At 69.3% G+C, this 12,196-nt stretch carries 14 protein-coding genes; 8 read left to right on the forward strand and 6 right to left on the reverse strand.

Annotated elements, in window-relative coordinates; genetic code table 11:
- The 5 genes from JWN68_RS02885 to rodA form a co-directional block, all read left to right on the forward strand.
- Positions 1-902: rod shape-determining protein (locus JWN68_RS02885; protein WP_297734405.1), on the forward strand; the 902-nt coding region annotated here is incomplete at its 5' end.
- A gap of 26 nt (positions 903-928) precedes the next feature.
- Positions 929-1,846: a rod shape-determining protein MreC gene (gene mreC, locus JWN68_RS02890; protein ID WP_297734411.1), complete on the forward strand. Its 918-nt coding sequence runs from the start codon at positions 929-931 to the stop codon at positions 1,844-1,846.
- Complete coding sequence (gene mreD / locus JWN68_RS02895) at positions 1,843-2,364, forward strand: rod shape-determining protein MreD (RefSeq protein WP_297734414.1); 522 nt, start codon at positions 1,843-1,845, stop codon at positions 2,362-2,364. Before mreC ends, mreD begins: the two co-directional genes overlap by 4 nt.
- A complete protein-coding gene (gene mrdA, locus JWN68_RS02900) occupies positions 2,364-4,484 on the forward strand; it encodes a penicillin-binding protein 2 (protein WP_297734415.1) in 2,121 nt (706 codons plus the stop codon). The genes mreD and mrdA overlap by 1 nt, the downstream gene beginning before the upstream one ends.
- The gene (gene rodA / locus JWN68_RS02905) at positions 4,481-5,674 is read left to right on the forward strand and encodes a rod shape-determining protein RodA (protein ID WP_297734416.1); all 1,194 of its coding nucleotides are present in this window, start codon (positions 4,481-4,483) and stop codon (positions 5,672-5,674) included. Before mrdA ends, rodA begins: the two co-directional genes overlap by 4 nt.
- Positions 5,675-5,684: 10 nt before the next feature.
- Here rodA and JWN68_RS02910 read toward each other — a convergent pair whose 3' ends face one another.
- Together JWN68_RS02910 and JWN68_RS02915 are read right to left on the reverse strand one after the other, a co-directional pair.
- The gene (locus tag JWN68_RS02910; protein ID WP_297734417.1) at positions 5,685-6,131 is read right to left on the reverse strand and encodes an ATP-binding protein; all 447 of its coding nucleotides are present in this window, start codon (positions 6,129-6,131) and stop codon (positions 5,685-5,687) included.
- Complete coding sequence (locus tag JWN68_RS02915; protein ID WP_297734418.1) at positions 6,107-6,757, reverse strand: PAS domain-containing protein; 651 nt, start codon at positions 6,755-6,757, stop codon at positions 6,107-6,109. The genes JWN68_RS02910 and JWN68_RS02915 overlap by 25 nt, the downstream gene beginning before the upstream one ends.
- A gap of 74 nt (positions 6,758-6,831) precedes the next feature.
- Between JWN68_RS02915 and JWN68_RS02920 the strand changes: the two genes are divergently transcribed.
- Together JWN68_RS02920 and JWN68_RS02925 are read left to right on the forward strand one after the other, a co-directional pair.
- Positions 6,832-7,134, forward strand: a complete 303-nt coding sequence (locus tag JWN68_RS02920; protein WP_297734419.1) for a hypothetical protein — start codon at positions 6,832-6,834, stop codon at positions 7,132-7,134.
- Positions 7,135-7,218: 84 nt separating this feature from the next.
- The gene (locus JWN68_RS02925) at positions 7,219-7,341 is read left to right on the forward strand and encodes a hypothetical protein (RefSeq protein ID WP_297734420.1); all 123 of its coding nucleotides are present in this window, start codon (positions 7,219-7,221) and stop codon (positions 7,339-7,341) included.
- 48 nt (positions 7,342-7,389) lie between these two features.
- On the opposite strand, the gene JWN68_RS02930 is transcribed toward JWN68_RS02925, so the two are convergent.
- The 3 genes from JWN68_RS02930 to JWN68_RS02940 all read right to left on the reverse strand — a co-directional run bounded on the left by JWN68_RS02930 (position 7,390) and on the right by JWN68_RS02940 (position 9,304).
- A complete protein-coding gene (locus JWN68_RS02930; protein WP_297734429.1) occupies positions 7,390-8,385 on the reverse strand; it encodes an endonuclease/exonuclease/phosphatase family protein in 996 nt (331 codons plus the stop codon).
- Positions 8,386-8,459: 74 nt separating this feature from the next.
- Positions 8,460-8,681, reverse strand: a complete 222-nt coding sequence (locus JWN68_RS02935; RefSeq protein WP_297734431.1) for a helix-turn-helix transcriptional regulator — start codon at positions 8,679-8,681, stop codon at positions 8,460-8,462.
- Complete coding sequence (locus JWN68_RS02940; RefSeq protein ID WP_297734433.1) at positions 8,681-9,304, reverse strand: DUF2975 domain-containing protein; 624 nt, start codon at positions 9,302-9,304, stop codon at positions 8,681-8,683. Before JWN68_RS02940 ends, JWN68_RS02935 begins: the two co-directional genes overlap by 1 nt.
- Before the next feature lie 153 nt (positions 9,305-9,457).
- Here JWN68_RS02940 and JWN68_RS02945 point away from each other — a divergent pair, with 153 nt between their 5' ends.
- A complete protein-coding gene (locus JWN68_RS02945) occupies positions 9,458-11,416 on the forward strand; it encodes a TIGR03960 family B12-binding radical SAM protein (protein ID WP_297734436.1) in 1,959 nt (652 codons plus the stop codon).
- 211 nt (positions 11,417-11,627) lie between these two features.
- Here JWN68_RS02945 and JWN68_RS02950 read toward each other — a convergent pair.
- The coding region (locus JWN68_RS02950; protein ID WP_297734449.1) for a DUF4190 domain-containing protein at positions 11,628-12,196 on the reverse strand (569 nt) is incomplete at its 5' end.

Consider the following 12,196-nt stretch of genomic DNA (forward strand, 5'->3'; position numbering starts at 1 on the left):
GCGAGGTGCTGGCCGTCGGCCACGAAGCCAAGCGGATGATCGGGCGTACGCCCGACAACATCACCGCCATCCGGCCGCTCAAGGACGGCGTGATCGCCGACTTCGAGGCGACCGAGCAGATGCTGCGCTACTTCATCCAGCAGGTACACCGGCGCCGCTACTTCGCCAAGCCGCGCATGGTCATCTGTGTGCCCAGCGGGATCACGGCGGTCGAGCAGCGAGCCGTCAAGGAGGCGGGCTACCAAGCGGGGGCCCGCCGGGTCTACATCGTCGAGGAGCCGATGGCGGCTGCCATCGGTGCGGGGCTGCCCGTCCATGAGGCCACGGGCAACATGATCGTCGACGTCGGTGGCGGCACCACCGAGGTCGCGGTGATCAGCCTCGGCGGGATCGTCACCAGCATGAGCGTGCGCACGGCCGGGGACGACCTCGACCAGGCGATCATCGCGTGGATGAAGAAGGAGTACTCCCTGATGCTGGGGGAGCGCACGGCCGAGGAGATGAAGATGACCCTCGGTTCCGCCTTCCCGCTCCCCACCGAGCCGGAGGCGGAGATCCGCGGGCGGGACATGGCCTCCGGGCTGCCGCGCACGGTGGTCATCTCGAGCGCGGAGGTCCGCCAGGCCCTCGAGGAGCCGCTGCACAACATCGTCGACGCCGTCCGGTCCACGCTGGACCAGACCCCGCCCGAGCTGGCCGGCGACATCATGGACCGCGGCATCGTGCTCACCGGCGGGGGAGCGTTGCTCCGGGGGCTCGACGAGCGACTCCGGCACGAGACCGGCATGCCGGTGCACGTCGCCGAGGACCCTCTCTCCAGTGTTGCCTTCGGCGCCGGCAAGTGCGTCGAGGAGTTCGAAGCGCTCCAGCAGGTCCTCGTCTCGGATCGCCGGCGGTTCTGATGGGCGGGCTCGGGGGAGGCGGTCCGGTGAGCGGCCGCGAGAGGCGCTGGCGCGGCATGGACCGTCTCGACTCACGCAACCGCCCGCCACGCTCGCTGCTCGTGGCGCTGGTCCTGGCAAGCGTCAGTCTGATCACCCTTGACTTCCACTCCAGCGCGGACTCGCCCGTCGAGCCCGCGCGCCGCGTGATGGGCGAGGCGTTCGGGCCCATCCAGACGGCCACCGCAACCGTCGTCCGGCCCTTCACGAGCATCCCGTCGTGGTTGCGCTCACGGGACTCGCTGAGCGAGGAGATCCGCGACCTGGAGGCCGAGAACTCCGAGCTCAAGAGCAAGGTGGCGACCGCGGGCCTCGACCAGAACCGGCTCGAGGAGTTCGACGGCCTGACGCAGGCCGCCGAGAGTCTCGGGCAGGCCCTCGTTCCCGCGCGGGTGGTGGCGTACGGCTCCTCGCAGTCCTTCAGCAACACGGTCACCATCGACGCCGGGTCCAACGCGGGCCTCGGACCGGACATGACCGTCATCAACAACGACGGCCTCGTCGGCCGGGTGCTGCGGGTGACGCGTAGCACCGCGACGGTGCTGCTGATCACCGACACCGAGTCGATCGTGGGCGGTCGGGTCGGGTCCAGCCTGGAGATCGGCTTCGTCCACGGCAACGGGTCGCTGGCCGACGACGAGCTGGACCTGAAGCTCGTCGACGGGAGCGTCATCCCCGCCAAGCACGACACGGTCGTCACCTGGGGGAGCTCACAGGGTCCCTACCAGCCGGGCGTCCCGGTGGGTCGGGTCACCGACGTCTACACCAGCCTGCGCGAGAGCTCACAGCGAGCCGTGGTGGTGCCGTTCGTGAACTTCTCCGCCCTCGACGTCGTGGGCGTGATGGTCCCCAGCGGGACCGCGAGCGACCGTGCGGTGATCGAGGCGGACGGCGCGCTGCGATGAACCAGCCCTCGAGCCGGGTGCGGCCCTTCATCGCCGTCGCCGCCGTGGCACTCGCCCTCGTGCTGCAGGCCTCGGTGTTCCCGCACGTCGCCTGGCACGGCATCGTGCCCAACCTCTGCCTGCTGGTCGTCGTCGGTGCCGCCCTCACGATCAACGCCCCCGCGGCGATGGTGCTCGGCTTCGTGGCCGGGGTGGCGCTCGACCTCGCACCGCCCGCCGATCACGTCGCGGGGCGCTGGGCCCTGGCCCTCACCGTGGTGGCTTTCCTCGCCGCCCGGGTCCGCCAGGACGTGAAGCCGACAGCGGCGGCCGTCGTGGGGACGGTGGCCGCCGCCTCGTTCATCGGCACCTCGATCTTCGCGCTCACGGGGCTCGTGCTCGGCGACAGCGCATCGGTCCCCGACCTGCTGGAGGTCATTGCCGTGGCGGTCCTGTGGGACGTGCTGCTGACCCCGCTCGTCCTGCCACCCCTGATGGCGCTGTTCGGCCGGCTCGATCCACAGCTGGCGGCGGCCTGATGGCCGTCACGGGTTCGGCGAAGAGCCGGCTGCGCCTCGCCGTGGTCCAGGTCCTCGTCTTCTCCTTGTTCGCCACCCTCTTCGTGCGTCTCTATTACCTGCAGGTGGTGGGTGGGGAGGCCTACCAGGCCCAGGCCGCCAACCAGTCGGTGCGCGACATCGTGGTCCAGCCGCAACGCGGCCTGATCGTCGACGACCAGGGACGCCCGCTCGTCGCCAATCGCACCTCCTGGGTGATCTCGGTCGACCGCAACCTCCTGGACAAGTTGGCAGAGCGCCAGCGCCAGGCGCTCGTGCGACGGGTCTCCGTCGTGGTCGGTGAGACGCCGGCCGGTGTCGAGGACAAGCTCATCACCTGCGGGCACGCGGGCAGCATCCGTGGCACCTGCTGGAACGGATCGCCCTACCAGCCGGTCCCGATCGCCAGCGATGTCAGCCAGGACGTCGTCGTGCGGATCCTCGAACAGCCGGAGGACTACCCCGCCGTCGTGGCCGAGCAGCAGAACGTACGCGCGTACCCGCGCCCCTTCGGGGTCAACCTCGCCCACGTGCTCGGCTATCTCAGCCCGATCACCGAGGAGGAGCTCGACGCCGTGAAGGAGGCCGACGACCGGTCCCTCAACGGTGCCTCCAGCGTGGGTCGCGCCGGGGTGGAGAAGCAGTACGACGCGTGGTTGCGCGGGCTCCCGGGCTATCGCCGGGTCGCCGTCGACTCGATGGGCCGGGTGCTCGGGGACGACAGCACGATCGAGGCGACGCCGGGCGACACGTTGGTCACCTCGATCGACGCGAAGGTCCAGAGCGTGGTCGAGAGGTCGCTCCTGGAGCGGATCCGCTACCAGCGCACCCAGTTCGACGACGTCACCGGACGCAAGTACGCCGCAGACTCGGGCGCCGCCGTCGTGCTGGAGGCGAAGACGGGCCGGGTCGTTGCGATGGCGAGCCAGCCGACGTACGACCCGGGTGTGTGGGTCGGGGGCATCAGCAGCACCGAGCTCGACCGGCTCTACTCCGAGAAGGCCGGCACCCCGCTGCTGAGCCGAGCCACCCAGGGCCAGTTCGCGCCCGGCTCGACGTGGAAGCCGTTCATGACCGCGGGCGCGTTGCAGAACGGCTACCGCACCGACACCTCCCTGCCGTGCTCCAGCGGTTTCCAGGTCGGCAACCGGGTCTTCAAGAACTACGAGTCGGAGTCCTACGGCAACATCGGCTTCGCCAAGGCGCTCGAGGTCTCGTGCAACACCTTCTTCTACCGCGTCGGCTACGACTTCTGGCAGAAGTTCGGCTCCGACGTCGACGACGTCGACGTCAGGGATCCCCTGGTCGAGGAGGCCCAGACCTTCGGCTTCGGCTCCCGCACCGGCATCGACATCCCCGGTGAGGCGCCGGGCCGCATCGCCGACCGGCAGTGGAAGCGCGACTACTACGAGTCCATGAAGGACTACTACTGCGACCTCGCGGCCAAGCCGCAGACTGAGGACACGAGCGACTTCGTCTACAAGTTCGCCAGCGAGTTCTGCATCGAGGGCTACGCCTACCGCGCCGGCGACGCCGTCAACTTCGCCATCGGCCAGGGCGACACGATCGTGACGCCGCTCCAGCTCGCGCGCGGCTACGCCGCCCTCGCCAACGGCGGCACGCTGTGGCAGCCGACGGTGGCCAAGGCCGTCGTGAGCCCCTCGGGCGAGGTGCTCCGGCGGATCTCGCCGACGAAGAGCGGGACCGTGGATGTGCCGCAGAGATATCTCGACTACATCGACCAGGCCCTGCAGAACGTCAGCAGGGTCGGCACGATGGCCTGGAAGCTGGTGGGCTTCCCGCTCGACGAGGTCACGATCCGCGCCAAGACCGGCTCCGCCGAGGTCTACGGCAAGCAGTCGACGGGCTGGGTCGCGTCCTACACCGAGGACTATGTCGTGGTGATGATGATCAGCCAGGGCGGTACGGGCTCCGGCTCGACCGGCGAGGCCGTCCGCAAGGTCTGGGAGACGCTCTACGGCGTCCGGGGCGAGAAGGCGCACCCGGAGAAGGCGGCGATCCCGGGGGTCGTGGCACCCAGGACGCTGCCGACCTTCCTGGCGGACGGCTCCATCCTTCCTCCGGTCGAGGAGCAGCCGTGAGCGGCCCGACACGGCGTTCTGGACGAGGCACGTTCAGGGCACCCGGCCTCGACTGGCTGCTCATGTCCGCGGCGCTGGGCCTGGTCTTCCTCGGCACCCTGCTGGTCTGGTCGGCCACCTCCACCCGGGGTGACCTCACCGGCGGCGAGACCACCGCCTACCTCACCAAGCAGCTCGTGAATGTGGCGATCGGGCTCGTGCTGATGGTGATGGTGATGGCGACCGACCACCGATGGGTCCGCATCGTGGCGCCGCTCTTCTACGTCGGTTCCGTGGTCGGCCTGGTCCTCGTGCTGGTCGCCGGCTCCACGATCAACGGATCGCGCTCCTGGATCCAGGTCGCGGGCATGTCGATCCAGCCCTCCGAGTTCGCGAAGCTGTCGGTCGTGGTGGGCATGGCGTTGCTCGTCGCCGAACGTACCGAAGGCCGTTGGCGTCGGGGGGTGCGAAGCACCGAGGTGCTCGGGATGCTCGTCATCGCGGGCGTGCCCGCCGCGCTCATCATGCTGCAGCCGGATCTCGGCACGATGCTGGTGCTCACAGCGACGGTCTTCGGGGTGCTGGCGGTGTCTGGCGCCCACCGGCGATGGCTGCTGGGCCTCGCCGCCGCCGGCGTCGCCGCCGCGTCCCTCGCTGTGACCGCAGGCGTGCTGAAGGACTATCAGGTCGATCGCTTCCTGGCCTTCACCAACCCCGGCCTCGACCCCCGCGGCGCCGGCTACAACACCGAGCAGGCGCGGATCGCCGTCGGCAACGGCGGCCTGTTCGGCCAGGGGCTCTTCGACGGTTCCCAGACCCGCTCGGGCTTCGTGCCCGAGCAGCACACCGACTTCATCTTCACCGTCGCGGGCGAGGAGCTCGGGCTCGCCGGCGCCGGGCTGGTGATCGCCCTCCTGGCGATCGTCATCTGGCGAGCACTCGCCATCTCCGCCGACACCGACGACATCTTCGGGCGCATCGCCGCAGGAGGCATCGCCTGCTGGTTCGGCTTCCAGGCCTTCCAGAACATCGGCATGTGCCTGGGGATCATGCCCGTGACGGGCGTCCCGCTGCCCTTCGTGTCGTACGGCGGGAGCTCGATGTTCGCCGGCATGCTCGCCCTGGGCCTCCTGCAGAACATCCACCTGCGGTCGTCGGCGGCGTTGCCGACCCGGCTCCTGACCAACCCCCGGCTGCTCGCGCGGCGCTAGCGGACGGCGCTCAGCGGGCCCGGGGCAGTGTCATCGTGAAGGTCGCGCCACCGTGCTCGTTGGTGAAGCCGCTGATGCTGCCGCCGTGGCGGGCGACGATCGTGCGGCACAGGGACAGGCCGAGACCTGTGCCGCCGACGCCCGCGGCGTGGTCCGTGGCTCGGTGGAACTCCTCGAAGATCAGCTCCTCCTCGCTCTCGGGCAGACCGAGACCGCGGTCGGCCACGTCGATCCGGATCCACCCCGGCTCACCGTCGTCGCACGAGACGATCTCCACCTCGGCCGGCGAGCCAGGGTGGGCGAACTTCACCGCGTTGCCGATGAGGTTGGTCAGCAGCTGCTGCACGAGGTCGGGCGCGGCGTTCACCGCGTGTGGTGCGTCGACCACGATCTTGGTGTCGGGGCGCGCGTGGGTGGACACGACGTTCTCGATCAGCTCCGCCAGCACTCGTTCCATGCGAAGACTGGCGGCCTCGGCGCGACACGGCATGTGCTCGATGTCCTCGGTCCTCCCGACCTGCGCAGCCTCGGCGGGCGAGCTCCAGCCAGCCGTGGAGACCGGTCAGGGGGGTGCGAAGGAGGTCGTGGGAGACGATCCCGGCGAGGCGCGAGAGCTCGTCCAGCCGCTGCCGCTGGCTGGTCACGTCGGTGAGCAGCACCAGGATCTTCGACTCGGGGAGCTCCCAGGCGGAGACGTCCATAGCTCGACCGCTTCCGGTCCGGAGCGGGCAGCGGTCGCCCGAACAGGTGCCGCGCCGCGGTGTTGTGGCGCAACATCGGGCCGTCCGTGTCGAACAGCATGATGCCGTCGGACATCGCGTCGAAGATGTGACCGAACAGCCTCGACTCCGCGTCCGCCTCCTGCCGCAGGATCCGCTCGGCGTCGATCGCGCGCTCGCGCTCGTCGCGGAGGAGGGCGATGTGCATGGTCATGAAGGTGCACGTGGACAGCAGGAGGTCGATGACCGGCGACGACGGCATCAGCCCGTCGTGCTCGAACCGGTTGGCGGGCGCGAAGGCGAGCACCCCGGCGACCAGGGCCTGCGCGAGGGCGTGCAGCGCGGCGCCGTACGGCGTGAGCATGGCCCCCGCCCGGACGGCCGGGATCAGCAGGGAACCAGCTCACGGGGAGCTCGGGATCGAGGCAGACGACCCACATGCAGATGAAGGAGGCAGGCACCAGGAGCGCCAGCCCTGTTCGGGACGGCCGGGAGTGGGAGCGCCACCGACCCAGGTCCGGGGAGAAGAACGTGACGAAGGTGGCGCCACCGATGAAGGCGAAGATCGCGCTGCGGACGATCCACCCCAGGGTGAGGGGCTCGCTGTCGGCGAACGCCAGCCCGGGAAATCCCCCGAACAGCGCCAGCGCTGTCGACGCCAGGACCGCCGCACCCACCATGGCCGCCAGCGAGCGGGCGCCCTGGGGTGCCCACCCGGGCGTCTTCTTGGCCCAGGCGTAGACCAGGGCCATCAGCGCTGCAGCGCCCACGTCGAACACGGCCATGACGCTGCTCTCCAGCACGGGGTGTCCGAAGAGGATCCCGATGACGGGGAAGCTCACCAGCATCATGGCCACCACACCGGCCGCGAGGCGCTTCGGGCGGCTGGCGCCGTCCCAGACGAGGGTCAGCGCGATGAACCCCACGCCGACGGGCGGCCACACCTGACCTCCGACCGCCGACAGCGTATGGCGCCGGTCTCGATGTCGCCGGGAATCAGCGCTTCTGGTTCCGTTTCGTGCCCCGGGGCTGGGTGGGGCAGTCGGTGGCGGCCGGGACGACGAAGTCGGCGTACAGGCGCGCGTGGTCGGAGATCGATGAACGCAGCACCTGGGCTCGCTGGGGCTTGATCGTGGGGCTGGCCAGCAGGAAGTCGATCCGGGAGCCGTTGGGTCCGGTGCCCTCGGGGCCCGAACCGACCGACCACGCGTCGACGAGCAGGTTCGTCAGGGGGGCCAGGGTGGCGGTGTTGACGGTCGCATTCATGTCGCCGCCCAGGATCATCGGGTTGTCCTCGTTGGCCAGGATGCCCGCGACGTGGCGTGCCTGGGCCTCACGGAGCCCGTCCAGCTTGTTCTGCAGGTGGGTGTTGTAGATCCGCACCTCCTGGCCGCCGACCTCGACGCCGACGCCGAGCAGCCCGCGTTGTTCCCCGCCGGGACCGTTGGGGAGCAGGTAGTTCTGCGAGCCGAGGATCTTGAAGCGCGAGAGGATCGCGACGCCGTACTCGCCGTTGCCCGACGTCACGTTGGCGCCGAAGGCATAGTCCATGCCGAGAGCCTGGGCGAAGTACGCGGCCTGATCGATGTTGCCGGTGCCGCCCTTGAAGCGGTCGATCTCCTGCAGCAGCACGATGTCGGGGTCGACGGCTGCTATCTCGGCGGCCACGGTGCCGATGCCGCCGTAGGAGCGGTGGGTGTTGAAGTCGAGCACCCGGATCTCCACCGACTGCTGCAGCTTCTGGCACGCGATGGACTCGATCCCCGGCGGGGGCGTGGGGATCGTGTCGGTCCGGTCCTCCCCGGGCTTCGGGGTCGTCGGCGCCGGCACCTCGGGGGCGGGGGGCTCGCTGGTGCTCTCGGTGGGCGTCTCGGTGGCCGTGGCGCTGGGCCGGTCGTCACCGCGCGTGCGGTCGAGCACGACGAGGGTCCCGATGATGCCCAGCACGAGGACGAGCAGCGCTGCGCGGATGAGGCTCTCGCGCTTGGTCACTCGCTGCTCCCGGATCGTGGCCTGGTTGATGGTGTGCGTGGTCGTGGCGCTCGGGAAGAAGTGTGCCGCAGACCTCAGTCGCCCAGCACGAAGAGGTCTCCTGGTTGGCAGTCGAGGGCCTGGCAGATCGCGGTCAGCGTCGAGAACCGGACGGCCTTCGCGCGTTGGTTCTTGAGAACGCTGAGGTTCACGATCGTGACGCCGATCTGCTCAGCCAGCGCGGTGAGGGTCATCCCGCGCTCGCTGAGCAGCTCGTCTAGACGGCACACGATCCGGTGCGGTTCGTCGACAGGCATCAGACGAGCCCCTCGACGTCGCTGGCCAGCTCGACCCCGCGGGCGAAGGCCTCGGCGATGGCGGCGCACATGAGACCGGCCCCAGCGAAGACCACGACAGCACCGAGGTCGAGCATGAAAGTGGTCTCGCCTCGCAGGATCACGGCAACCTCCAGGACGGCACGGTTGGCGAAGGAGTCCGCAACGGTGACGAGCACGCTACCGGCCAGGAGTGTCGCGCCGACGATCCGAAGCGAGCGGACGGCGGCGGGGGCGAACGGCGCACCCGCCTCGATGCTGGACAGCAGCCGGAAGAGAGCCAGCACCACGATCACCGTGCCGATCACCAGGACGGCGCCGGGGAGGATGCTGGTCAACCACGTGCCGACCTCGGCGTCCTCGATTCTCGCGTCCACGGTGCCCGGCCACGTCAGGGCTGCGCCCCCGTTGGCCGTCAGCTGGTCGGTGACGAGCGCGTCGGTCCTGCCAGTCTCGAGCTGCCGGATCAGGGGCTCACCCTGGACCATCCGCACGAGAGGCACGACCACACCGACGGCGACGGAGCCCAGGGCAATGACGACGAGCACGATGCGCGTGCCAAGGAAGTCCCAGCGGTCGAACGTGAACAAGGACTTCTTGGCCATCTCAGTCTCCCCATGCGTGTTGATAGTCGATAAGATAATGATAAACGGTAACAATGAAAAACGATATGTCAAGGTCTGAAACTGCGCACGGTTTCAACTTCCGACGTAGCCTTGGCCGTTGCTCCATTCCTGCTAGTCCCCGAGGTGTGCCCCGTGTCCGTCGCTGTCTCCCCGGCATCGGTCTTTCGTCAGCTCGAGCCACACCTGCCGTCGGTCCAGAAGCCCATCCAGTACGTCGGTGGTGAGCTCAACTCCACGCTCAAGGACTGGGACTGCGGTGGAGACACGACGGTCCGCTGGGCGCTGATGTATCCCGACGCCTACGAGGTCGGTCTGCCCAACCAGGGCGTGCAGATCCTCTACGAGGTCCTCAACGAGCGCGACTGGATCCTGGCCGAGCGCACCTATGCCGTGTGGTCGGACATGGAAGCAGTGATGCGTGAGCACGACATCCCGCAGTTCACCGTCGACCAGCACCGGCCGGTCCGCGGCTTCGACATCCTGGGCCTGAGCTTCTCCACCGAGCTCGGCTACACCAACATGCTCAACGCCCTGGACCTCGCGGGCATCCCGCTGCACGCAGCGGATCGCACCGACGAGGACCCCATCGTGCTGGCCGGTGGTCACGCGGCGTTCAACCCCGAACCCATTGCCGACTTCATCGACGCCGCCGTCCTCGGCGACGGGGAGGAGGTCGTGCTCGCGATCTCCGAGGTGGTGCGCGAGTGGAAGGAGGAGGGCGAGCCCTCCGGGCGCGACGAGCTCCTGCGCCGGCTCGCCGTGAGCGGCGGCGTCTACGTCCCGAAGTTCTATGACGTGGCGTACGCCGCCGACGGCACCATCGAGGCCGTCGTCCCCAACCGTCCCGGGATCCCGTTCCGCGTCGCCAAGCACACCCTGATGGACCTCGACGCGTGGCCCTACCCCGCCAAGCCGCTGGTGCCGCTGGCCGAGACCGTCCACGAGCGTTTCTCCGTCGAGATCTTCCGCGGCTGCACGCGCGGTTGCCGCTTCTGCCAGGCCGGGATGATCACCCGGCCCGTGCGCGAACGGTCGATCGAGACCATCGGCGCCATGGTGGAGAACGGCATCCGCAAGACCGGCTTCGACGAGGTCGGCCTGCTCTCGCTCTCCAGTGCCGACCACTCCGAGATCGGCGACGTCGCCAAGGGCCTGGCCGACCGCTACGAAGGCCGAGGGGTGTCGCTGTCGCTACCGTCGACCCGCGTCGACGCCTTCAACATCACCCTGGCCAACGAGTTCTCGCGCAACGGCCGGCGGTCGGGACTGACCTTCGCGCCCGAGGGCGGCAGTGACCGCATGCGCAAGGTCATCAACAAGATGGTCAGCGAGGAGGACCTGATCCGCACCGTCGCGGCGGCCTACTCGCACGGCTGGCGTCAGGTGAAGCTCTACTTCATGGTCGGCCTGCCCACCGAGACCGACGAGGACGTCCTGCAGGTCGCGGAGCTGGCGAAGAAGGTCATCGCCAAGGGGCGCGAGGTCACCGGCCAGAACGACATCCGCTGCACCGTGTCCATCGGCGGGTTCGTGCCGAAGCCGCACACGCCGTTCCAGTGGGCCGCCCAGCTCGATCACGAGACGACCGACGCGCGGCTGAAGAAGCTGCGCGACACCGTCCGGGAGGACAAGCGCTACGGCCGGGCGATCGGCTTCCGCTACCACGACGGCAAGCCCGGGATCGTCGAAGGGCTCCTCTCGCGCGGCGATCGCCGGGTCGGCGCGATCATCGAGCAGGTATGGCGAGATGGCGGCCGGTTCGACGGCTGGAGCGAGCACTTCTCCTTCGATCGGTGGATGGCCTCCGCGGCGTCTGCCCTCGAGGGCACGGGCATCGACGTCGACTGGTACACCACCCGCGAGCGTGACTACGACGAGGTCATGCCGTGGGACCACCTCGACTCCGGACTCGACAAGGACTGGCTGTGGGGGGACTGGGAGGACGCCCTCGCGGCCGCCGACGGTGCCGACATCGAGATCGAGGACTGCCGCTGGACGCCGTGCTACGACTGCGGTGTCTGCCCGGAGATGGGCACGGAGATCCAGATCGGGCCGACGGGCCAGAAGCTCCTGCCGCTCGCCGTCGTCTGAGCGCCGACCACAGTCCTCTCGGCGCCTTGAGCCCGCCAGCATGGTGTCGGTGAGCCCCTTGCGGGTAGTTGCCAGGCAGGTAACCCTGTCCGAGGCGAACCCGGGCTGGTCCACCACGGGGGAGTAGTAGATGAGGTCGAGGGTTGACCGGCGGAAGGACACACCGACGTACGCCTCGTAGGCGGTCAGGCACCCTTTCTCGGCCTGGCGGTCAAGGGCCTTCTGGTCGTCGAACCCGGCTGGGTCGAGGTCGTAGAAGTGGAAGACGTCCGACTGGTGCGGCTCGGGCGCAGGGGACCGCCGTCACCTCGCCCAGGGGTTGCTCACCGGGCGAGAGATCCTCGAGCAGCTGCATGCGGAGGACGCAGTCCCCGATCTCGAGGTTGTCGACACCGACCTGCGAGCCCGCCGTGATCTCGCCGGACGCGTCGCGGGTCGCTTCGGGGCCGCGCAGCCCGGAGTTGAACCCCTCCCGGAAGTCGTCCACGGCGGTGTCGAAGGCGTCTGTCGTGAACACCAGGACCGTGGGGACCAGGGCCATCGGAGCCAGCACGAGCGCGGCGACCGCCATGCCCCGGCCGGCTCGACCGGAGACGAGGACGATGATCGCCAGCACGATCGCGACGAGCGGAAGCACGGGCAGGCAGAAGACGAGTGACAGGAACAGTGCCGCCACCGCCATCGCGCTGGAACCCTGCTGCTCCTGCGGCTGCTGATGGACGGGCGCGGGCGCCCACTGATACCCCGACATGTCATCCCCCTCGGTGCTCGACGGGGCAA

The organism is Nocardioides sp., assembly GCF_025964975.1.
Lineage (GTDB): Bacteria > Actinomycetota > Actinomycetes > Propionibacteriales > Nocardioidaceae > Nocardioides.